The organism is Burkholderia sp. Ac-20344 (genome assembly GCF_017104975.1).
In the GTDB taxonomy this organism is placed as follows: Bacteria; Pseudomonadota; Gammaproteobacteria; order Burkholderiales; family Burkholderiaceae; genus Burkholderia.
Map to the genome: position 1 here is coordinate 1 of NZ_JAAGPP010000023.1, position 20465 is coordinate 20465.

The 20465-nt window shown below is 68.0% G+C and carries 19 protein-coding genes; 9 read left to right on the top strand and 10 right to left on the bottom strand.

Features of this window, described 5'->3' with window-relative positions:
* Nucleotides 1-653 (bottom strand): helix-turn-helix domain-containing protein (locus G3N64_RS10325; RefSeq protein ID WP_205783711.1); only part of this gene is annotated, 653 nt, incomplete at its 3' end.
* Nucleotides 654-830: 177 nt separating this feature from the next.
* Here G3N64_RS10325 and G3N64_RS10330 point away from each other — a divergent pair.
* From G3N64_RS10330 to G3N64_RS10340, 3 genes are all read left to right on the top strand, one after another.
* Nucleotides 831-1790: an MBL fold metallo-hydrolase gene (locus G3N64_RS10330; protein WP_089427583.1), complete on the top strand. Its 960-nt coding sequence runs from the start codon at nt 831-833 to the stop codon at nt 1788-1790.
* Nucleotides 1791-1969: 179 nt separating this feature from the next.
* Nucleotides 1970-3319, top strand: coding sequence for an MFS transporter (locus tag G3N64_RS10335; protein ID WP_205783712.1), 1350 nt, complete (start codon nt 1970-1972; stop codon nt 3317-3319).
* An 87-nt stretch (nt 3320-3406) separates the two neighbouring features.
* On the top strand, nt 3407-4747 hold the full coding sequence (locus tag G3N64_RS10340; protein ID WP_205783713.1) for an MFS transporter: 1341 nt from the start codon (nt 3407-3409) through the stop codon (nt 4745-4747).
* Between the two features lie 63 nt (nt 4748-4810).
* Here G3N64_RS10340 and G3N64_RS10345 read toward each other — a convergent pair whose 3' ends face one another.
* On the bottom strand, nt 4811-6619 hold the full coding sequence (locus G3N64_RS10345) for a diguanylate cyclase (protein ID WP_241020878.1): 1809 nt from the start codon (nt 6617-6619) through the stop codon (nt 4811-4813).
* A gap of 318 nt (nt 6620-6937) precedes the next feature.
* Entirely contained in the window at nt 6938-7738 is an 801-nt protein-coding gene (locus tag G3N64_RS10350; RefSeq protein ID WP_205783714.1) for an SDR family oxidoreductase, read from the bottom strand.
* Between the two features lie 136 nt (nt 7739-7874).
* On the opposite strand from G3N64_RS10350, the gene G3N64_RS10355 reads away from it, so the two are divergent.
* Nucleotides 7875-8834, top strand: coding sequence for a GlxA family transcriptional regulator (locus tag G3N64_RS10355; protein WP_205783715.1), 960 nt, complete (start codon nt 7875-7877; stop codon nt 8832-8834).
* A gap of 87 nt (nt 8835-8921) precedes the next feature.
* Here G3N64_RS10355 and G3N64_RS10360 read toward each other — a convergent pair whose 3' ends face one another.
* Nucleotides 8922-9413 carry a 2,4'-dihydroxyacetophenone dioxygenase family protein gene (locus G3N64_RS10360; protein WP_205783716.1) on the bottom strand — a complete coding sequence of 164 codons (492 nt, stop codon included), beginning with the start codon at nt 9411-9413 and terminating at the stop codon, nt 8922-8924.
* 185 nt (nt 9414-9598) lie between these two features.
* Entirely contained in the window at nt 9599-10651 is a 1053-nt protein-coding gene (locus G3N64_RS10365; protein ID WP_205783717.1) for an RNA-guided endonuclease TnpB family protein, read from the bottom strand.
* A gap of 89 nt (nt 10652-10740) precedes the next feature.
* Here G3N64_RS10365 and G3N64_RS10370 point away from each other — a divergent pair, with 89 nt between their 5' ends.
* Genes G3N64_RS10370 through G3N64_RS10380 form a run of 3 tightly spaced genes read left to right on the top strand, consistent with a single transcriptional unit; the run spans nt 10741 to nt 12819 of the window.
* Nucleotides 10741-11211 carry a MarR family transcriptional regulator gene (locus tag G3N64_RS10370; RefSeq protein ID WP_205783718.1) on the top strand — a complete coding sequence of 157 codons (471 nt, stop codon included), beginning with the start codon at nt 10741-10743 and terminating at the stop codon, nt 11209-11211.
* A gap of 37 nt (nt 11212-11248) precedes the next feature.
* Nucleotides 11249-11584 carry a hypothetical protein gene (locus tag G3N64_RS10375; protein WP_205783719.1) on the top strand — a complete coding sequence of 112 codons (336 nt, stop codon included), beginning with the start codon at nt 11249-11251 and terminating at the stop codon, nt 11582-11584.
* On the top strand, nt 11581-12819 hold the full coding sequence (locus tag G3N64_RS10380; RefSeq protein ID WP_205783720.1) for an MFS transporter: 1239 nt from the start codon (nt 11581-11583) through the stop codon (nt 12817-12819). The genes G3N64_RS10375 and G3N64_RS10380 overlap by 4 nt, the downstream gene beginning before the upstream one ends.
* A gap of 178 nt (nt 12820-12997) precedes the next feature.
* Here the strand turns inward: G3N64_RS10380 and G3N64_RS10385 are convergent, their stop codons facing one another.
* The gene (locus G3N64_RS10385; protein ID WP_205783721.1) at nt 12998-13948 is read right to left on the bottom strand and encodes a LysR family transcriptional regulator; all 951 of its coding nucleotides are present in this window, start codon (nt 13946-13948) and stop codon (nt 12998-13000) included.
* A gap of 105 nt (nt 13949-14053) precedes the next feature.
* Here G3N64_RS10385 and G3N64_RS10390 point away from each other — a divergent pair, with 105 nt between their 5' ends.
* Complete coding sequence (locus tag G3N64_RS10390; protein ID WP_205783722.1) at nt 14054-15409, top strand: aspartate aminotransferase family protein; 1356 nt, start codon at nt 14054-14056, stop codon at nt 15407-15409.
* 51 nt (nt 15410-15460) lie between these two features.
* Nucleotides 15461-16978: a CoA-acylating methylmalonate-semialdehyde dehydrogenase gene (locus tag G3N64_RS10395; RefSeq protein WP_205783723.1), complete on the top strand. Its 1518-nt coding sequence runs from the start codon at nt 15461-15463 to the stop codon at nt 16976-16978.
* 152 nt (nt 16979-17130) lie between these two features.
* Here G3N64_RS10395 and G3N64_RS10400 read toward each other — a convergent pair whose 3' ends face one another.
* The 4 genes from G3N64_RS10400 to G3N64_RS10415 all read right to left on the bottom strand — a co-directional run bounded on the left by G3N64_RS10400 (nt 17131) and on the right by G3N64_RS10415 (nt 20364).
* The gene (locus G3N64_RS10400; RefSeq protein WP_021159211.1) at nt 17131-17505 is read right to left on the bottom strand and encodes a hypothetical protein; all 375 of its coding nucleotides are present in this window, start codon (nt 17503-17505) and stop codon (nt 17131-17133) included.
* A gap of 294 nt (nt 17506-17799) precedes the next feature.
* Nucleotides 17800-18237, bottom strand: coding sequence for a DMT family transporter (locus tag G3N64_RS10405; RefSeq protein WP_205783724.1), 438 nt, complete (start codon nt 18235-18237; stop codon nt 17800-17802).
* 127 nt (nt 18238-18364) lie between these two features.
* Complete coding sequence (locus G3N64_RS10410; protein ID WP_205783725.1) at nt 18365-19297, bottom strand: AEC family transporter; 933 nt, start codon at nt 19295-19297, stop codon at nt 18365-18367.
* Nucleotides 19298-19479: 182 nt separating this feature from the next.
* Nucleotides 19480-20364, bottom strand: a complete 885-nt coding sequence (locus tag G3N64_RS10415; protein WP_205783726.1) for a LysR family transcriptional regulator — start codon at nt 20362-20364, stop codon at nt 19480-19482.
* Between the last annotated feature and the right edge of the window lie 101 nt (nt 20365-20465).

Here is a 20465-nt window from a genome sequence, read left to right on the forward strand (position 1 = left end):
TTGACGCCGGGGCTCGGCAGGTCCACCCCGCGCTCGATACCGCGCGTGCGGATCGCGTCGAGTTCCGCCTGCGGCACGCCGGCGTCCGGCACGGGCTGCTCGGCGCCCGCGAGCGTGTCACCGGCGCCGGCCTGGCTGGCCGCCATCGCGTCGAGTTGAGCGGGATCGCCGAACGCGCGGAACACGCGGCCGGTGGCGGTCGTGTCGAGCGACACCACCGAGCCGACGTGCAGGTTCACATGCAGCGGATAGCCACCGTGCTCGATGCGCACGATCGTCGGCCCGAGCGCGCCCGGCACCGACAGCGCGACGCTCAGGCCGACCGTTTCCGCGAGCCGCACCGCGTGCGGCAGTGCCGCGCGATAGGCCGGCTGGCGCTCGATCGACATCAGCCCGAGCCGCAGCGACAACGGGCCCGGCTCGTAGTTGCCGGTGATCGCATCGCGCTTCACGAGCGCGAGCCGCGTCAGGCTGACGAGATAGGTGTGCGCCTGCGCGGTCGACAGGTCGGCCGCCGCGGCCAGCTCGGACAGCCCGAGCGGCTTGCGCCGGCGCGCGAGCGCGTCGAGCAGCCGGCCGCCGACCTCGACACTCTGGATCCCGCGCTGCGCCTTGGGCGGCGCGTCGTCTGCGCTGACTTCGTGGTTCTGCACGCGATGATTCTTCCGTTGACGAAACCCCGCATGGTATCCGACGCCATTTATTGCGCCAGCCCGCAGGTTTACCCGTATTAAACAATAGCAAGCGAATTTGTCATTGACAAATAATCGACGTGGGAAGATGATCCGCTCACTCCCCTCAACACATGGCTCGCAGCCACGGAACGCAACATGGCCAAAGCATTCGCCTCCCAAGCCGATCTGGAAGAGAAGAAAGTCACCTGGACGAAGCTGTCCGAGAACGCGTACGCGTACACCGCCGAAGGCGACCCGAACTCGGGCGTGATCATCGGCGACGACAGCGTGCTGATCGTCGACACGACCGCGACGCCCGCGATGGCCCAGGACCTGATCGCGAAGATTCGCAGCGTGACCGACAAGCCGATCAAGCACGTCGTGCTGTCGCACTACCACGCGGTGCGCGTGCTCGGCGCGTCCGCCTATTTCGACGAAGGCGCGCAGCACGTGATCGCGAGCCGCGGCACGTACGAGATGATCGTCGAGCGCGGCGAGGCCGACATGAAGTCGGAGATCGAGCGTTTCCCGCGCCTGTTCGCCGGTGTCGAGACGGTGCCCGGCCTGACCTGGCCGACGCTCGTGTTCGAGCGCGAGATCACGCTGTTCCTCGGCAAGCTCGAAGTGAAGATCATGCACGTCGGCTCGGGCCACACGAAGGGCGACACGATCGTCTGGATCCCGTCGCAGAAGGTGCTGTTCTCGGGCGACCTCGTCGAGTACGACGCCGCGTGCTATTGCGGCGATGCCCAGCTCGAACAGTGGCCGGCCACGCTCGAGGCGCTGCGCGCGCTCGGCGCCGAGAAGCTCGTGCCGGGCCGCGGCCCCGCGCTGCTGAACCCGGCCGACGTGAACAAGGGCCTCGACTACACGAAGGATTTCGTCACGACGCTGCTCGCGCAGGGCCGCAAGGCCGTCGAGCAGAAGCTCGACCTGAAGGCATCGATGGCGCTCACGCGCGAAGCGATGGACCCGAAGTTCGGCCACGTGTTCATCTACGAGCACTGCTTGCCGTTCGACGTGTCGCGTGCGTTCGACGAAGCGAGCGGCATCACGCATCCGCGCATCTGGACCGCGCAGCGCGACAAGGAAATGTGGGCCGCGCTGCAGGACTGAGCGGCTTGCACAGGCGGGGTGTCCGACAGGGCGCTCCGCCTTTTTTCTGAAGCGGCGACCGGCCGCGGCGTTGCGCCGTCTTTCCGTCTGCCGTATCCGACCTCACAAGAAAGCGGGGCGCACGCACGCCCTGGGAGACGGCTGCGCGCTCGAATCGCGCCGCCTGTTTGGAGAGAGACATGCCCCAATCGCTTCCCGCCGAAGCGACGCTCGCGCACGCGAGCGCTTCGGCTTCCGCATCTGCCGCCATGGACGACGCGCTGCTGTTCCGCAAGATCGCGTGGCGGATCGTGCCGTTCCTGTTCCTCTGCTACGTCATCTCGTTCCTCGACCGCATCAACATCGGCTTCGCGCAGTTGCAGATGAAGCACGACCTCGGCTTCAGCGACGCGATGTACGGCCTCGGCGCCGCGGTGTTCTACGTCGGCTACGTGTTCTGCGAAGTGCCGAGCAACCTGCTGCTTGCGCGTTTCGGCGCGCGCCGCACCTTCACGCGGATCATGCTGCTGTGGGGCGTCGCGTCGACCGGGATGATGTTCGTGTCGCAGCCGTCGCATTTCTACGTGCTGCGCTTCCTGCTCGGCGTGTTCGAAGCGGGCTTCTTTCCCGGCATCGTGCTGTACCTGACCTACTGGTTCCCCGCGAACCGGCGGGCGGCCGCGATCTCGGTGTTCTTCGCGGGCGTCGCGGTGGCCGGCGTGCTCGGCGGCCTGATGTCGGGCTGGATCATGCGCGACATGAGCGGCGTGCTCGGTCTGCACGGCTGGCAGTGGATGTTCGCGATCGAAGGCGCACCCGCGATCCTGCTCGCGTTCGCCGCGTTCACGCTGCTGGTCGACCGGCCGCAGGATGCCGCGTGGCTCACGTCCGATGAAAAGGCGCGGGTCGCCATGCTGTGCGCCGACGGCCGCGGGCACGGCAACGCGCACGACGGGCGCAGCCTCGTGGCCGCACTCGCGAACCCGCGCGTGTACCTGTTCGCGTTCATCTATTTCTCGCTGACCTGCGCGTCGTTGACGCTCAACTTCTGGATGCCGCTGATGATCCGCGACTTCGGCGTGACCGACGTCGTGGCCGTGAGCCTGTACACGGTCGTGCCGAATGCGGTCGGCGCGGTGGGGCTGATCCTGATCGCGCGCCGTTCGGACCGGACCGGCGAGCGCCGCAAGCACTTCGCGTGCTGCACGATCGGCGGCGGGCTCGCGCTCGCGGCGCTGACGCTGCACCTGCACAGCTTCGCGGCGATGCTCGCGTGCCTGTCGATCGCGGCGACGCTGATCTTCGCCGCACTGCCGATCTTCTGGGCCGTGCCGACCCGCTACCTGTCGGGCAACGCGGCCGCGGCCGGGATCGCGCTGATCAGCAGCATCGGGATCACGAGCGGCATCGTCAGCCCGTGGGTGATCGGGATGATCCGCACGAAGACGGGCAGCATGGATCTCGCCGTGTATTTGCTGGCCGCGCTGCTGGTGGCGAGCGGGGTCGCGCTGATGCTCGGCGTGAAAGGCGAAGCCGCGCCGCGCGACTGAGCGGGCAACGGCCGGTCGCTGCGCGCGGGCGGCGGCGACCGGCGCCACGTGTGCGCCCCGTACCCGAATCCATCGAGGAGACGATCGATGTCAGCCCCTCTTCAAGCGGATGCCGCGCGCGCCGTCGCGTCCGGCGTCGCTTCACCGGACGACGACGCGCTGTACCGGCGCATTGGCGCGCGGATCGTGCCGTTCCTGTTCATCTGCTACATCGTGTCGATCCTCGATCGCAGCAACATCGGCTTCGCGCAGTTGCAGATGCGGCAGGACCTCGGCCTCACCGATGCGATGTACAGCCTCGGCGCGGTGCTGTTCTTCGTCGGCTACGTGCTGTTCGAGGTGCCGAGCAACGCGCTGCTGCGCCGCTTCGGTGCGCGCCGCACGTTCGCGCGGATCATGGTCCTGTGGGGCGCGGTGTCGGTCGCGATGATCACCGTCGACAGCGCGAAGCATTTCTACGTGCTGCGCTTCCTGCTCGGGCTGTTCGAGGCCGGGTTCTTCCCGGGCGTGGTGTTCTACCTGACGTATTGGTATCCGGCGCGGCGGCGCGCGTCGGTGCTGTCGATCTTCTACGCGGGCGTCGCGGTGGCCGGGATGGTCGGCGGGTTGCTGTCGGGCTGGCTGATGCGCGGAATGTCGGGGGTGCTCGGGCTGCACGGCTGGCAGTGGATGTTCGCGATCGAGGGCGCGCCCGCGATCCTGCTCGGCGTGATCGCGTGGTTCTGGCTGTGCGATCGTCCCGAGCACGCACGCTGGCTGTCCGACGCCGACCGGCAGCGGCTCGCGGCAGACCTGGCCGCCGACCGCGCCGGTGTCGATACGCCGGCGCCGCATTCGCTGCGGCAGGTGCTGGCCGAACCGCGCACGTACCTGTTCGCGTTCATCTATTTCTCGCTGACCACCGCGCTGCTGATGCTGCTGTTCTGGATGCCGCTGATGATCCGCGAATTCGGCATCCACGACGTCGTGCGGATCAGCCTGTTGTCGGTCGTGCCGAATGCGGTCGGCGCGGCCGGCCTGATCGCGATCGCGCGGCGCTCCGATCGCAAGCGCGAACGGCGGCGGCACTTCGCGGCATGCGCGTTCGGCGGCGCGGTGGCGCTCGCGCTGTTGACGCTGCACCTGCCGAGCATCGTCGCGATGATGGCGCTGCTGTCGATCGCGGCGATGCTGATCTTTGCCGCGCATCCGGTGTTCTGGGCGGTGCCGTCCGCGTATTTCTCCGGCGCGGGCGCGGCGGGCGGGATCGCGCTGATCAGCAGCATCGGCGTGTCGAGCGGCATGATCACGCCGTGGCTCGTCGGGCTGATCCGCACGAGAACCGGCAGCATGGATCCGGCGATGCTGATGATCGCGGCGCTGCTGGCCGCATGCGCGGTCGCGATGCTCCTGGGCGTGCGGGCCCCGCCGCGTGAGGGGGCGGCGTGACGCTGGCGTCTACGGTGCGATTCAGTGGAAGTACAGAAACAGCCCGGGCCGAAATCGCACCGGCTACGCCCGATACACCTCGATCCGGTTGCGGCCGCGCTCCTTCGCGAGATAGAGCGCCTTGTCGGCGCGCGACAGCGGCTGGTACGCGCCGAAGTCCGACGCCCGCATCGTGTCGATGCCGATGCTGACGGTCAGCGTGACCTGCTGATCCTCGTGCATGAGCCGCGCCTGCATCGCGCGTTGCTGCACGCGCTGCGCGAATGCCAGCGCGGTGTCGAGATCCGCTCCCGGCAGCACGATCGCGAATTCTTCGCCGCCGACCCGGCCGACGATGTCGTCCGGCCCGGTTTCCGCGAGCAGCAGCCGCGCGAAATGCCGCAGCGCGCGGTCGCCGACCGGGTGGCCCCAGCGGTCGTTCAGCGCCTTGAAGTGATCGAGATCGAGCATCAGCACCGCGGCGGCCCGGCCGGTCGCGCGCACGTTGCGCAGCGCGGCTTCGCTTTGCCGCATGAACGCATGGCGGTTCGACAGTTGCGTCAGGTGGTCGGTCGTGGCCATCCGGTGCAGTTCGGCCTCGATGTGCTTTCGGTCGGTCGCGTCGGTGATGAAGCCGTGCCACACGGTGCCGCCGTCGGCCGTGCGCTGCGGGCGCGCGTCGCCTTCGCGCCAGCGCAGGCCCTGGCCGGGCAGCAGCACGCGATATTCGAGGCGCCACGGCGTCAGTCGCACCGACGAGTCGTGCAGCGACTGCCGATAGGCGAGCAGATCGGCCGGATGGATCCGCGTCTCGACGGCCTCCGCGTTGCCCGCGATCTGCTGGGGCGTCAGTTCGTAGATGTCGCCGACACCCGCGCTCGCGTAGGAAAAGAAGCGGCGCCCGTCGGCCGTCTGCCGCAGCTGGAACACGAGCCCGGGAACCTGGTCGGTGAGATCCGTGACGAGTGCGGCCGAGTCGCGCAACCGCGTGGCGAGCTCGCGCAGCGCGGTGATGTCCGTGGTCGTTCCGACCATCCGGAGCGCACGGCCGTTGCCGTCGCGGGCAATCACCTTGCCGCGGCTGCAGATCCATTTGTACGAGCCGTCCTTGCAGCGGATGCGGTGCTCGACCGCATAGTTGTCGGTGCGGCGCTCGAAGTGCGCGAGCATCGTGGCTTTCACGTCGTCGACATCGTCGGGATGCAGCCGTTCGTACGCATCCTCGATCCGGGTGCTGAGCTCGTGCGGCGCGTAGCCGAGCAGCGCCTTCCAGGCCGGCGAGTAATGGATCTCGCCGGTTTCCACGTTGCGATCCCACACGCCGGTGCCGCTCTCGGTGAGCGCGAGCGTGGTCAGCGTGCTGTGTTCCTCGACGACGCCGAGGTGTTCGCGCAATGCGGCGGCTTCGATCGCGCGGGCAAGTGCGCTTGCGGCGAGCGTGGCGAGGTCGCGCAGCAGCGCGCATTGGGTGGCGTCGAGCGCCACGCGCGTATCGCCGACGACGCACAGCGTGCCGAGTGTCGCGCCATCGGGCGCGGCCAGTTCGCAGGCTGCGGCGATCCGCAGCGCGTGAGGCGGGCCGTTGTCGCGTCGGCCGTTGGCGTTCCCGCCGCGCAGGACGTATCGACCGTCGGCAGCCGGATCCGGTTCGACGAGCGGCGGCCGGACATCGGCGGGTAGCGGATCGGGCAGTGCACCGTCGGCCGCCAGCACGCACGGCGCATCGGCTTCGGCGCCCGCGATGAACGCGCCGGCGGCGCCGAAATGCGCCCGCGCGACACGGCAGACGGTGTCCAGTTCGGGCAGGGGCGGGAGCGCGGGCTGGCGGTCGGCCGAACCGCGCGCGAAGGCCGGCGCATCGCCGGTCTCGGTGATGAACATACGGAACCGCATGGTCGAATTTCGCAACGGACGATTGCCCTCGTGATCGGACGAATACCGGTCGAACGAGGCTGTTTGGGGGACTGCAAGCGCAGAGCTTACTGTTGCGCGGAATGCGTGGCAAGCGGACTGGAATCGTCTGCCGGCATGCGCCATTTGCGACCGCCTGGAATGAATCCGGCGCGTGTTTCCGCAGACGAATCCCGTGCTCGGCACGTACCCGGAAACCTGCCGCCGAACCTCGGATGAATGCGGGCGCATCACCGCGTTCCACCGCAGGTTCCGGGGTTCGACGTGTATGGTGCTTTCGACCTGCGGGATGCCCGGTGGTCAGCGGGCCGTCACGTAGCGCGGCGCGGGCGTATCGGCCGACAGGTGCGGCGCCATCGTGCGGCGCGCGGCCTCGTACGCGGCCCATTCGTCACCCGCGTGCAGCGACGGGATCGTCACGCGTTCGCCGCGATCGAAGCCGACCAGCGCCGCGTCGACCATGTCGGGCGCCGGCATCACGATTTCCTTCGGCAGATGCTCGAGCGGCAGGCCGCCCGTCTGCCAGAAATCGGTGGCGGTCGCGCCGGGCAGCACGGCCTGTACCTGCACGCCCTTGCCGGCGAGCTCGTGATGCAGCGACTGGCTGAACGCGAGCACGAACGCCTTGCTGCCGCCGTACACGCCGTTCAGCGTTTCCGGCGAGATCGCGACGATCGACGAAATGTTGATCACCGCACCGCGGCCGCGGGCGACGAAGCCGGGTACGGCCGCATAGGTGAGGCGCGTGAGCGCGGTCACGTTCAGGTCGATCATCCGCGTCATCGCGTCGACGTCGCTGTCGAGCAGCGGCGTGTGCGTGCCGACGCCCGCGTTGTTCACGAGCAGCGTGATGCTCGCATCCTGCTTCAGCTTCGCCTCGACCGAGGCGAGTGCGGCACGGTCGTTGAGGTCGGCGTCGATGATCTCGACGCTGCGCTGCGTGTCGTTCGTGATGCGGTCGGCGAGGGCGGCCAGCCGTTCACGGCTGCGCGCGACCAGGATCAGGTCGTAGCCGCGGCGGGCGAGGCGGTCCGCGTAGACGGCGCCGATGCCCGACGAGGCGCCGGTAATGAGGGCGGTACCGCGATGTGCTTGCGTCATGATGTGCTCCGTTGCGATGGGAATGGCCGGATGGCGTGAAGCCATTCTGGTCTCGAATCGCTGCGACACAAATGACGTAGATGAGTATGATTCAGGACATCGGGCCGACCCGCTCGCCCGGGACGGGAGAACGCACATGCATCGCATCGGCTTTCTGATCAGCGACGGCTTCCAGATCATGGCGCTCGCCGCGCAGTCGGTGTTCGAGTACGCGAACATGGGCATGGGCGAGCCGTTCTACGTGATGGAGAACTATTCGGTCGACGGTGGCGACGTGCGCTCGTCGCTCGGGCTGCCGGTCGCCACGCGCGCGTTGCGCGGGCGGATCGCCGTCGATACGTGGATCGTCGCGGGCGTCAACGATCCGCTCGTTTCGCCGGCGCCGGCCGGGGTCGTCGCGTTCCTGCGCCGCACCCATGCGCGCGCGCGCCGGATCGCCGGCATCTGCACGGGCGCGTTCGTGCTGGCCGAAGCCGGGCTGCTCGCGCAGCGCCGCGCGACGACGCACTGGGCGTTCGGCCGCGACATGCAGCGGTGCTATCCCGAGATCCGCGTCGAGGACGACCGGATCTACATCGTCGACGGCCCGATCTGGACGTCGGCCGGGATGACGGCCGGCCTCGACCTCGCGCTCGCGATGGTGGAAAAGGATCTGGGCGCCGATGCCGCACGGTCGGTCGCGCACAAGCTCGTGATGCACCAGCGGCGGGCCGGCGGCCAGTCGCAGCATTCGGAAATGCTGGAGCTCGCGCCGAAATCCGACCGGATCCAGAACGCGCTGAACTACGCACGGCAGAATCTCGGCCGCGCGCTGACCGTCGAGGATCTCGCCGAAGCCGTCCACCTGAGCCCGCGCCAGTTCAGCCGCGTGTTCACGCTCGAAACGGGGCAGTCGCCCGCGAAGGCGATCGGGCGGCTGCGGCTGGAGGCGGCGCGCCTGATGATCGAGCAGAGCCGCCATTCGCTCGACGTGATCGCGAAGGAAAACGGCTTTCGCGACCGTCGGCACATGCGCGAGGCGTTCGTGCGCGGGTTCGGTGTCCCGCCGCAGGCGATGCGGCGTGAGGCGCGCGCGGACGAGCGGGAAACGGCCTGAACCGTCACCGGCCTCAGTCGGTTCTGCCTGTCCTCGCGACGATTGCGGTGACGAGCGGCCCGTTCGATCGTCGCTGCCATCCGGCATTCAACGCGTGACGAACGCGACGGCGTCGTCCGGCGCCGTGCGCGCATGCTTGCGCTGGCGCAGCAGCGCGACGCGGCAGTTCTCGCGCGCGGTCTCGCGGCCGTCGTCGTCGAGCAGCACGAGATCGCCGCGCATCACGTTGAGCGTGATCACGTCCTCACCCGGCGCACCGAGCGTTTCCGGTGTGTGCACCGAGCCGGCCGGCTCGAGCACCGTCGAGCCGGCGTGCGCCACCCAGTCGTATTCGCGGTAGCGCCACGCCCCCTGCAACGTATGGACGAACACCTCGCCGTCGTGACGGTGGCGCGGCAGCGTGCCGCCGGCCGGCATCTTCAGCAGCGCGGTCAGCGTGTCCTCGGCCGCATTGATGTGCAGGTACTTGATCGCCAGCCCCGGCAGGTCGGCGCTCATCGGCAGCCACGGCAGCGCGTCGCCGGGCAGGCACGAGATCGGCGGCAGGTCGGTGGAGAGCGGGGCGGACGGCTGCGTCATGGCGGGAGGCGGAGCGGAAGTGGGGAGCCCGCATTATCGCAGAGCCGGCTCGCGCAGCCGAACGGGGTGCGGCGTTGCGACGAAAACGTGCGCGGCGGGTCAATTCTTACGCGACGAAATAAGCAGTTAAACTGTACAGTTTAACTGTTGATGTGCTATCTTGAATTCTTGACGCCCTCCTCTCCCTAAAGGGAGGGGATTCCCACACCTGGCGATGCACGTCCGCATCGGAGAATGTTCAGCGCGGCGTTGATATCACGATCATGCATGACACCACATCCACTGCAGGCCCATTCTCTTATTCGCAGTCCCGCGATACCTTTCGGCCGCGTCGTGCTGTCTTTCGATCCGCACGCCGAACAGGACTGGGTCGAACCGCTTTCGTCGACTTCCTCGAACGTGGCTCCGTGCGCCATCGCTTTGTAACGGAGTTTGTCCCGGAAAGACGACCAGGATGCGTCGTAGACGCTCTTCGCCATCCTGGTTCTGGCGAGCTTTGCGGCCGACACGTTGCCGACCGCGATGTAATCGAAGCGCCGCACCAGATCGAGCGCGAGCTTGTGCTGGAAGTCGGCGCGGGCATTGGCGATCTTTGCGTGCAGCTTCGCGATATGTCGCTTGTGCTTTCGTGCTCGCTGCGCTTTCGCCAGCTTGTCCGCCGCTCGTCGACCGAACGGGTCATTGGGCAGCTTCTCGCCGGTCGAAAGTGTGGCGAAGTCTTTCAGGCCGAGATCGATACCCACACCGGAACGGACCGGGCGAGCCTGAACATCCGGCATCTCGATCGCGATGTTGAGAAACCAGTTGCCGCGCGCATCCTGCGCAAAGTTGGTCCCGTCCTTGATCTTGCCTTCGGGAAGCGGTCGGCTGTTGAACACGCGAAAGGTGTTGCCGGCGAAACGGAACGCGTCACCCTCGCGCTTCAGGTCACGCCCCTTCAGCGGCACCCAGCCCAGCGATTTCCTGCCGCGATAGCGCAAGTAGGGCCGACGGTGCTGACTGCGCGACTTCGCGTATTGCTCGCACGTTGCGTTGACCGTGCCGGAGTGAATACCGAGTTCCTTGCTGCTGCCGGTCGTCAGCACGTTCAGGTCGAATCCTGTAGGCCACTTCTTGCCCCACTTGAGCGCGTGCTTCTGCGTGTCGTTGCAGAAGTTCCAGACGTAGTTCACCGCGCGGCTCTGCTTGTTAAGCAAGCCGTTGAGCGACTTCACCCGGTAGCGATAGACAAGGATCATGCCGGTGATCCTAACCCGTGGAAGAAGCAGCCTGTCAACAGCACGCCTTTCTTCCCCGTCCTGAAGGACGGGGTTTCTCGGAGCAACTGATGAACCCGCCATCATCTCCCTCCGACACGCTCCCACTGGCCGGTCTCGCCGGCGAACTCCGCATCTCGGTCGGCAAGCTGATGCGGCGAATGCGGGAGCAGATCCACCCGAACGACCTCACGTCGTCGCAGAAATCGGTGCTGTTGCGGCTCGACCGCGACGGCCCCGCGACCGTATCGGCGCTCGCGCGCGCCGAAAGCGTGCGTCCGCAGTCGATGCGCGTGACGGTCGCCGCGCTCGAGACGCTGGGTGCCGTCAGCGGCGAACCCGATCCCTCCGACGGCCGGCAGACGCTGATCGCGCTCACGCCCGGTTTCCGCAAGGTGCTGCAGGCCAACCGCGCGGCCAAGGACGACTGGCTGTTCCGCGCGTTGCACGCGCAACTGTCGGACGCGGAGCGGGCCGAGCTCGCGTCGGCCGTGAAGCTGCTGCAGCGGCTCGCCGAATTCCGGGATCCGGCCCGCCCGTAAACCGCATCGACCCGCTTGCCGAAAGGACAACCCGAACATGAATCTCCCGCATCTCGTGTCGTATTTCTTCGGCGGCGCGTTTCTCGCGAACGTCGTGTCGCATCTCGTCAGCGGGTTGCGCGGCGAGCCGTTCCAGACCCCGTTCGCGAATCCGCCCGGGCGCGGGTTGTCGTCGTCCACCGTGAATGTCTTGTGGGGTGTCGCGAACCTCGTGATTGCCTACGTGCTGGTGTGCCGGGTCGGCGACTTCGACCTCCGCGTCACGGCTGACGCGGCGGCGTTCGGCCTCGGCATCCTCGCGCTCGGCCTGTTCCTCGCGCGACACTTCGGCGAGCTGCACGGCGGCAACGAGCCCGACCGGGAGCGGCCATGAGCGTGCCGGCGGCGGGCGTCTTCCGCTCGCTTCGCAGCTTCAACTATCGTGTGTGGGCGATCGGCTCGCTGGTGTCGAACATCGGCACGTGGATCCAGCGCACCGCGCAGGACTGGCTCGTCCTCACGCAGCTCACGCATCACGACGCGTCGGCCGTCGGCATCGTGATGTCGCTGCAGTTCGGCCCGCAGCTTCTGCTGCTGCCGTGGACGGGTTACGCGGCGGATCGCTTCGACCAGCGCAAGCTGCTGATGGCGACCCAGGCGCTGATGGGCGGGCTCGCGCTCCTGCTGGGGCTGCTGACGGTGACGGGCGTCGCGCAGCTGTGGCACGTGTATCTGTTCGCGTTCCTGTTCGGCTGCGCGTCGGCATTCGATGCGCCGGTGCGGCAGACTTTCGTCGCGACGCTGGTCGACGATCGGGAGCTGGCGAATGCCGTTGCGCTCAATTCGACGTCGTTCAATGCGGCTCGGATGATCGGGCCGGCGGCGGCCGGCTTCATCATCGCGTCGGTCGGCACCGGCTGGGCGTTCCTGCTCAACGGGCTCAGCTTCGTCGCGGTGCTGGCGTCGCTGTCGATGCTGCGTGCCGACGAGCTGCGCGCGCACGCACGGGCCGACCGCAAGCGCGGGAGCCTGCTCGACGGGTTCCGTTACGTCTGGCAGCGCCCGGACCTGAAGGCGATCCTCGTGATGCTGTTCCTGATCGGCACGTTCGGGCTCAATTTCCAGCTGTTCATCTCGACGATGGCGGCCAGCGTGTTTCACGTCGACGCGCGCGGCTTCGGCGTGCTGTCGTCGATGATGGCCGTCGGCACGATTACCGGTGCGCTGCTCGCGGCGCGCCGCGACCGGCCGCGCTTCCGGCATCTGTGGATCGGCGCGGCGCTGTTCGGGCTCGGCTGCACGCTGGCCGCGCTGGCGCCGGGCTACTGGCTGTTCGGCGCCGCGCTCGTGCTGACCGGGATCGCCGCGATCACCTTCATGAACTCGACCAACAGCCTCGTGCAGCTATCGACCGAGCCGGCGATGCGCGGGCGGGTGATGGCGCTGCGTCTCGCGGTGGCGCTCGGCGGCACGCCGATCGGTGCGCCGGTGGCCGGCTGGGTCGCGAACCATCTCGGCCCGCGCTGGGCGCTCGGCGTCGGCGCGCTGTCCGGTTTTGCCGCGGCGCTCGTCGCGATGTATTACCTGCGGCGGATGCGCGCGCAGGCGGGCACGGGCGAGGGGGCCTGAGCGGCTGACAAACTGGCGCACGCTGCTCAGCCGTTTAGCCGTTTAGCCGTTTAGCCGTTTAGCCGTTTAGCCGTTTAGCCGTTTAGCCGTTTAGCCGTTCAGCCGTTCAGCCGTTCAGCCACTCAGCCACTCAGCCACTCAGCCACTCAGCCACTCAGCCACTCAGCCGAGTCGGTCGTTACGCCGCCGGCCGCGCCGCAGCATGCGCGGCCTCAAGACACGACTGAAACAGCAGCGCGGCCCGTGACGGCCGCGGCGAGCGCCGCAGCAGGCTCACGAACCGGCACCGGTAATTGAACCGGTGCGGCGCGATCGGCTGCATCAGCCCCTTGTTTTCAAAACTTTCCGCGTAATGGTCGGGCAGGAAGCCGAGATAGCGGCCGGACAGGATCAGCGTCGCGATCGACTCCTGGTCCGACGCGGTCGCGCTGCGCGTGAGCTTCGCGCGGTGGCTCAGCTCCATGTTCGGCGAATGGAAGCCGAGGCCCGCGAATGCATGGTGGCGGATCGTCGTCCACGTGAGCTTGCCGTGCGGCGCATCGTAGAGCGGATGCTGGCGGCCGCAGTAGAGCAGCATCCGTTCGTCGAACAGTTCCGAATACACGAGGCTGCCCGAGTTGCGGTGCGCGGGAATGATCCCGACCTGATAGCTGCCGTCGATGATCCCGCGCTCGACCTCGTTGATCGACGCGACATGCAGGTTCAGCGCGACGTCGGGGGCTTCGTCGGCGAACTGGCGGATCGCGTCGCCGAGCCGTGCGTTCGCGTTGGTGGCCGTCTTGTCGAATACCGCGATGTGCAGTTCGCCGCCCATCCGGTCGTGAATGCCGTCGATCCTGCTGCGAAAGGCTTCCATCGACGCGAGCAGCCGCAACGTTTCCTCGTACACCGTCTGGCCCTCGGGCGTCAGCGTGAAGCCCGCGCGGCCGCGCCGGCACAGCACGAGGCCGAGGCGCGTTTCCAGATCCTTCACGTGGCGGCTGATCGTCGAAATGCCGATATTCAGTTCCAGCTCGGCCGCCGCCATCCCGCCGCACTGCACGACGCCCTTGAAGACCCGCAGCAGGCGGAGATCCATGTCGCTGAGCTGCCCGAGCAGCGCACGACTCTTCGGTTTCTTTGCTTGCATGGATGCGCAAGTGAACATTGATATTGCGATATTCAAAAGACTAATTGGCCTCCCGACAATGCGCAATATCCACATAAGGAGGAGGGGCGCCACGCGCCGACCGACATGACCGACATCACCACCGCCCAGCAGGACGAAACCAACCTCCGCACCGACGCCGCGTGGCTCGACGCGCACTGGATGCCGTTCACGGCCAACCGCCAGTTCAAGGCCGACCCGCGCATGATCGTGTCGGGCCAGGGCGCGTATTACACGGACGGCGAAGGCCGCAAGATCTTCGACGGCCTGTCGGGCCTCTGGTGCACGGGCCTCGGTCACGGCCGCACGGAAATCGTCGAAGCCGTGAGCCGCCAGGTCGCGCAGCTCGACTACGCGCCGGCGTTCCAGTTCGGCCATCCGAAATCGTTCGAGCTCGCCAACAAGATCAAGGACCTGACGCCGGCCGGTCTCGACTACGTGTTCTTCACGGGGTCGGGCTCGGAAGCGGCCGATACGTCGCTGAAGCTGGCCCGTGCGTACTGGCGTGCGAAGGGCAAGGGCACCAAGACGCGCCTGATCGGCCGCGAGAAGGGCTATCACGGCGTGAACTTCGGCGGTATCTCGGTCGGCGGGATCGGACCGAACCGCAAGCTGTTCGGCCAGGGCCTCGACGCCGACTTCCTGCCGCACACGCAACTCGCCGAGAACAAGTTCTCGCGCGGGATGCCCGAACACGGTGCCGAGCTGGCCGACCGCCTGCTCGAGCTGATCGCGCTGCACGACGCGTCGAACATCGCGGCCGTGATCGTCGAGCCGTTCTCCGGTTCGGCGGGCGTGGTCGTGCCGCCGAAGGGCTATCTGAAGCGCCTGCGCGACATCTGTACCGCGCACGACATCCTGCTGATTTTCGACGAAGTCATCACGGGCTTCGGCCGTGCCGGCGCGATGACGGGCGCCGATGCGTTCGGCGTGGTGCCGGACATCATGAACTTCGCGAAGCAGGTGACGAACGGCGTGCAGCCGCTCGGCGGCGTGATCGCGACGAAGGAAATCTACGACACGTTCATGGCCGCGGGCGGCCCCGAGTACATGCTCGAGTTCCCGCACGGCTACACGTATTCGGCGCATCCGGTCGCGTGCGCGGCCGGCGTCGCGGCGCTCGATTTGCTGGTGAAGGAAGACGCGGTGGCCCGCGTGCGCGATCTCGCGCCGCATTTCGAAGCGGCCGTGCACGGGCTGAAGGGCCAGCGCCACATTGCGGACATCCGCAACTACGGGCTGGCAGCCGGCCTGACGATCGCGGCGCTGCCGGGCGAGCCGGCGCGGCGCCCGTACGAGATCGCGATGCGCTGCTGGGCGAAGGGTTTCTACGTGCGCTACGGCGGCGACACGATCCAGCTGGCGCCCCCGTTCATCTCGGAGAAGCGCGAGATCGACAACCTGGTCAACGCGCTGTCCGATGCACTGAACGAAGTGGACTGAGCCGCGGCTTGCCCCGAGCGATAACCGAATTCACGAAAGAGCCTGAACGAGATGAAACACGACAGCAACGTAACTTCCACCGTCGGCCACCTGATCGACGGCAAGCGCGTCGACGGCGGCAGCCGCGTCCAGCCGGTGTTCGACCCGGCCACCGGCGAATCGCACAAGAGCGTCGCGCTCGCCGACAAGCTGACCGTCGAAGCCGCGATCGCGTCCGCGCAGGCCGCGTTCCCGGCGTGGCGCAACACGCCGCCGCTGAAGCGTGCCCGCGTGATGAGCCGCTTCAAGACGCTGCTCGAGGAGCACGCCGACGAGCTGTGCGCGCTGATCACGGCCGAGCACGGCAAGGTGCTTGCCGATGCGATGGGCGAACTGCAGCGCGGGATCGAGAACGTCGAATACGCGACCTACGTGCCCGAGCTGCTGAAGGGCGAGCACAGCAAGAACGTCGGCCCCGCGATCGATTCGTGGAGCGAGTTCCAGGCGTTGGGCGTCGCCGCCGGCATCACGCCGTTCAACTTCCCGGTGATGGTGCCGCTGTGGATGTGGCCGATGGCCGTCGCGTGCGGCAACACGTTCGTGCTGAAGCCGTCCGAGCGCACGCCGTCGTCTACTTTGCGCATGGCCGAGCTCGCGCTCGAGGCCGGCCTGCCGCCGGGCGTGCTGAACGTCGTGAACGGCGACAAGGAAGCGGTCGACACGATCCTGACCGACCCGCGCGTGAAGGCCGTGAGCTTCGTCGGCTCGACGCCGATCGCCGAATACATCTACTCGACCGGCTGCGCGCACGGCAAGCGCGTGCAGGCGCTCGGCGGCGCGAAGAACTTCGCGGTCGTGATGCCGGACGCCGACATCGGCAACGCGGTGAACGCGCTGATGGGCGCCGCGTACGGCTCGTGCGGCGAGCGCTGCATGGCGATTCCGCTGGTCGTCGCGATCGGCGACGAGACGGGCGACCAGGTCGTCGCGGGCCTGAAGGCCGAGATCGAGAAGATGAAGGTCGGCCCGGGCAACGGCGCGGGCATCGACATGGGCCCGCTCGTCACGAAGCAGCATTTCGAGAAGGTGACGGGTTTCGTCGAAGCGGGTGTGGAAGCGGGCGCGACGCTCGTCGTCGACGGCCGCGGCGTGAAGGTCGACGGCCACGACGGCGGCTATTACCTCGGCCCGTGCCTGTTCGACAACGTGAAGCCCGGCATGCCGATCTACCAGCACGAGATCTTCGGGCCCGTGCTCGGCGTGATCCGGCTGAAGTCGCTCGACGAGGCGATGGCGCTGATCGACGCGCACGAATACGGCAACGGCACGTGCCTGTTCACGCGCGACGGCGAGGCCGCACGCTACTTCGGCGACAACATCCAGATCGGCATGGTCGGCATCAACGTGCCGCTGCCGGTGCCGGTTGCGTACCACTCGTTCGGCGGCTGGAAGCGTTCGCTGTTCGGCGACCTGCACGCGTACGGCCCGGACGCCGTGCGCTTCTATACGAAGCGCAAGACGATCACGCAGCGCTGGCCGTCGGCCGGCGTGCGCGAAGGGACGGTGTTCAGCTTCCCGTCGAACCGCTGACGCGCACCACCCGGCTGCGTGTGACGTTCGTCCGCCTGACGGCGGGCAGCGTAATGCAGCCGGCGTGATCGCCGGAAGGCCCGCCCGGATCGGCGATCCGCGCGGGCTTTTTTACGTCTGCGCAGCCTGCGCGGAAGACGGCGGAATGCCGCTTACGGCGCGACCACGTGCCACATGTCCTTGAAGTTGTCGCCGTTGCGGTCGCCCTGTTTCATGTCCTTCGAGAAGAAGTACAGCGGCTTGCCCTTGTACGCCCATTGCGGGCTGCCGTCGTCGCGCTTGACGATCGTGTAGGGGCCGACCGGAACGTCGGTGGCGCTGGCCTTGTAGGGCGGCCAGAAGGATTCGCACTGGCCCGTGCACGCGCTGGTGCCGGCGTTGGCCTTGTCCTTGTCGAACGTATAGACGGTCATCCCGTTCGCGGCGACGAGCGAACCGTTTTCGACTTTCGTGATCGAGCCTTGAGCCGACGCCGAGGCGGACGCAATGGCGAGCAGGGCGGAGCTGACGAGCAGCGCGGCTTTCATGAGGGCCTCCTGTAATCCGGTGGGCGGCCGCGATCGTGCACGGGCGAGCGTGCGCCAGGATCGCGATGAATGGTGCCGGAACGCGGTGCCGTCGCCGCCGGTGCGAGCGACGCAGGTCGAATGGCGGCGAACGGAGCGCTCCATTCACGATAGGCGGTTTTTGGCGGGGCTGCGAGAACATCGGGGGGCGCATCGGCCACGCGTAGGCTTCACGCAACGGCATGGCGATCGCCGTCGTGCTGTGCGCCGGTATTCGACATCCGTCCCCAATCGCACGCCGCGCACGCCCGTGCGTCAGCGCCGCGCGCGATGGGTCAGCGCGACGCCCGCGATCACGAGCGCACCGCCGGCCAGCATCGACGGCGACAACGGCTCGCCGAGCAGCGCGACCGACAGCAGCACGCCGAACACGGGCACCAGGTTGGTGAATACGGCCGCGCGGGCCGGCCCGAGCTCGCGGATTCCCTGCGAATACCAGACGAACGCGACCACCGTGCCGATCGCGCCGAGATAGAGCATCGACGCGACGGCCTGCCACGTCAGCACGACCAGCCGCAGCGCGGCGATCGCGAAGCGGCCGGTGGCCGCGGCGGTCGTGGACATCGTCGCCGCCAGGATCCGGCCCGCGATGAACGTCCCGCCCCAGACCATCGCGACGAGCGTGAGCTTCACGTAGATGGCCGTATGCGGCCGGGTGGCGACGATGGCGGCGGGAGCGGCGGGAGCATTCATGTGACGGGGGGGTCTCGGTGAACGCCTGCGGCAACGCAGGAGCGACCGCGCGCGGCCGACGATACCGAATCGCGCGACGGCAGGCGGGCAGGCTGGATTCAGGGGAATGGGGGCGGACGCTGTGTCGTCAGCGGAAGACGGGCGCCGACGCGAGCGCGGTCAGCACGACGGGCATCGCCAGCGCCGCGGCGATCGTCTGGAATGCGGTGATGCCGGCCATCAGCGGCGCGTCGCCGCCGAGCTGGCGCGCCATGATGTACGACGCGGACGACGTCGGCAGCGCCTGGAACAGCAGCGCGACCGTCAGCGCCGCATCGCCGAGCCCGAACAGGCGGCCGGCGGCGAGCGTGATGAGCGGCATCGCCATGAACTTGAACGCCGACGCGACACACACCGGCTGCAGCCACGCACGCGCCGCATCGAATTTCAGCGCCGCGCCCACGCACAGCAGGCCGAGCGGCATCGACGCGACGCCGAGCGCGCGCACGGCTGGCGCAACGGCCGCCGGGAACGTGACGCCGCCGGCCTGCATCGCGATCCCGAGCGCGCACGCGACGACGAGCGGATTCGACAGGATCTGGCGCGCGAGGGCTGCCGTGCCGAGCCGCGTGTCGCCGTAGCGCGCGAACACGAGCACGCACATCAGGTTGACGGTCGGGACGATCGCCGCGACGCACACGGCCGCGAGCGCGATGCCTTTTGCGCCGAACAGGCCGGCTGCCAGTGCGGTGCCGACATAGTTGTTGAAGCGCACGGCGCCCTGGAACACCGACGTGAAGCCGGCGCCGTCGACCCGTACGAACGGACGGACCAGCAGGAGAAGCACCGCGGCGAGTGCGGTCGAACCGACCAGTGCTGCCGCGAGCGGCAAAACGGGCAGGGCCTGCAGCCGTGCGTTCGCGAGGCCGTCCGCGAATAGCGCGGGCAGCAGCACGTAGTAGCACAGCCGCTCGGCCTGCGGCCAGAACGCGTCGGCGATGAAGCCCGTGCGCCGCAGGCCGTGGCCGAACGCAACCAGCAGCGCGACCGGCGCCAGCGCGAGCAGGATCGGGCCGATCATCGGCACGCCTTCAAGCGAGCCGTGCCGGCGGTGCGGGCAGCACGGCGCGGCTGGCACGCGAAGCGGCGGAACGAGGCGGGAATCCATCCGGCGGGCAACATGGCGACACGCAATCGAAAGAGTGACGATGCCACCAAGTTAACACGCGCAAGCAACAGGAATAATTGTTAATTATCGGGTGTTCAATGAGAAATTCTCATCGATGAAGCGCTGACTTCGGCAGCCAGCGCACGCGCGAAACGCTCGGCCGGACGCGACTGGTGTTCGAGCAGGACGACCGCGCGCCCCATCTGCGGCTGGCCGAACGGCAAGCGCGTGACGGGCGGCAGGCGCGCGAGCGTCGAATCGGGGAGTGCGACGATGGCCGCGCCGAGCCCTCTCGCGACCATGCGCGCGATCGTTTCCGCGCTGTCCAGCACCATCTCCTCGCGTACGCGCACGCCGATGCGGCGCAGCTCGGCGGCGATCATGCGGCCGGCCCAGGCCTGCGCATCGAAGCGGATGAACGGCAGCGCGTCGAGCAGCGTGACCGCGTCGCGTTCCGCATGATCCGGCGGCGCGAGCAGCCAGAAGCGATCCTCGTACAGCGTGGTCCACGTCAGTTCCGCCGGATGCGGGCGCACGGGGCGCGTCGTGATCGCCGCATCGAGTTCGCCGGTCGCGACGCGGTTCGCCAGTTCGGCCGACATCCCGGCCGACACGTGCACGCGCAGCCCTGGATGCGCCGCGCGCAGCGCGAGCAGCGCGTCGGGCAGCGGGCCGGACAGCGCGGTCTGGATCGCGCCGATCCGCAGGCGCCCGACCAGCTTCTTCTCGTCGCTGAGCGCATCGGGAATCCGGTCGACCATCGCGAGCACCTGCTCAGCCTGCGCCAGCAGGATGTTGCCGGCCTCGGTGAGCACCGGCTGCCGGCGCGAGCGGTCGAACAACTGCACGTTGTATTCGCTTTCCAGCGTCTTGATCTGCAGGCTCACCGCCGATTGCGTGAGGCCGATGGCTTCGCCGGCGCGCGCGAACGTCCGGTATCGGGCGATGGCGACCAGCGTTCTGAAGGCGCGTAATGACATGAGCGGACGGAGGTGGGCAGAGGCAGCCGGGTACGAAGCGTCTCCCGGCCGACGTGATTGATGGCGCGTGGCAGCAAACGGATCGCAGGGCCGCCGCCAGG

What these genes read in the sequence shown, in the direction of transcription:
- G3N64_RS10330 (WP_089427583.1), top strand. Translation starts at nt 831, where the DNA reads ATGGCCAAAGCATTCGCCTCCCAAGCCGATCTGGAAGAGAAGAAAGTC.
- G3N64_RS10335 (WP_205783712.1), top strand. Translation starts at nt 1,970, where the DNA reads ATGCCCCAATCGCTTCCCGCCGAAGCGACGCTCGCGCACGCGAGCGCT.
- G3N64_RS10340 (WP_205783713.1), top strand. Translation starts at nt 3,407, where the DNA reads ATGTCAGCCCCTCTTCAAGCGGATGCCGCGCGCGCCGTCGCGTCCGGC.
- G3N64_RS10345 (WP_241020878.1), bottom strand. Translation starts at nt 6,619, where the DNA reads ATGCGGTTCCGTATGTTCATCACCGAGACCGGCGATGCGCCGGCCTTC.
- G3N64_RS10350 (WP_205783714.1), bottom strand. Translation starts at nt 7,738, where the DNA reads ATGACGCAAGCACATCGCGGTACCGCCCTCATTACCGGCGCCTCGTCG.
- G3N64_RS10355 (WP_205783715.1), top strand. Translation starts at nt 7,875, where the DNA reads ATGCATCGCATCGGCTTTCTGATCAGCGACGGCTTCCAGATCATGGCG.
- G3N64_RS10360 (WP_205783716.1), bottom strand. Translation starts at nt 9,413, where the DNA reads ATGACGCAGCCGTCCGCCCCGCTCTCCACCGACCTGCCGCCGATCTCG.
- G3N64_RS10365 (WP_205783717.1), bottom strand. Translation starts at nt 10,651, where the DNA reads ATGATCCTTGTCTATCGCTACCGGGTGAAGTCGCTCAACGGCTTGCTT.
- G3N64_RS10370 (WP_205783718.1), top strand. Translation starts at nt 10,741, where the DNA reads ATGAACCCGCCATCATCTCCCTCCGACACGCTCCCACTGGCCGGTCTC.
- G3N64_RS10375 (WP_205783719.1), top strand. Translation starts at nt 11,249, where the DNA reads ATGAATCTCCCGCATCTCGTGTCGTATTTCTTCGGCGGCGCGTTTCTC.
- G3N64_RS10380 (WP_205783720.1), top strand. Translation starts at nt 11,581, where the DNA reads ATGAGCGTGCCGGCGGCGGGCGTCTTCCGCTCGCTTCGCAGCTTCAAC.
- G3N64_RS10385 (WP_205783721.1), bottom strand. Translation starts at nt 13,948, where the DNA reads ATGCAAGCAAAGAAACCGAAGAGTCGTGCGCTGCTCGGGCAGCTCAGC.
- G3N64_RS10390 (WP_205783722.1), top strand. Translation starts at nt 14,054, where the DNA reads ATGACCGACATCACCACCGCCCAGCAGGACGAAACCAACCTCCGCACC.
- G3N64_RS10395 (WP_205783723.1), top strand. Translation starts at nt 15,461, where the DNA reads ATGAAACACGACAGCAACGTAACTTCCACCGTCGGCCACCTGATCGAC.
- G3N64_RS10400 (WP_021159211.1), bottom strand. Translation starts at nt 17,505, where the DNA reads ATGAAAGCCGCGCTGCTCGTCAGCTCCGCCCTGCTCGCCATTGCGTCC.
- G3N64_RS10405 (WP_205783724.1), bottom strand. Translation starts at nt 18,237, where the DNA reads ATGAATGCTCCCGCCGCTCCCGCCGCCATCGTCGCCACCCGGCCGCAT.
- G3N64_RS10410 (WP_205783725.1), bottom strand. Translation starts at nt 19,297, where the DNA reads ATGATCGGCCCGATCCTGCTCGCGCTGGCGCCGGTCGCGCTGCTGGTT.
- G3N64_RS10415 (WP_205783726.1), bottom strand. Translation starts at nt 20,364, where the DNA reads ATGTCATTACGCGCCTTCAGAACGCTGGTCGCCATCGCCCGATACCGG.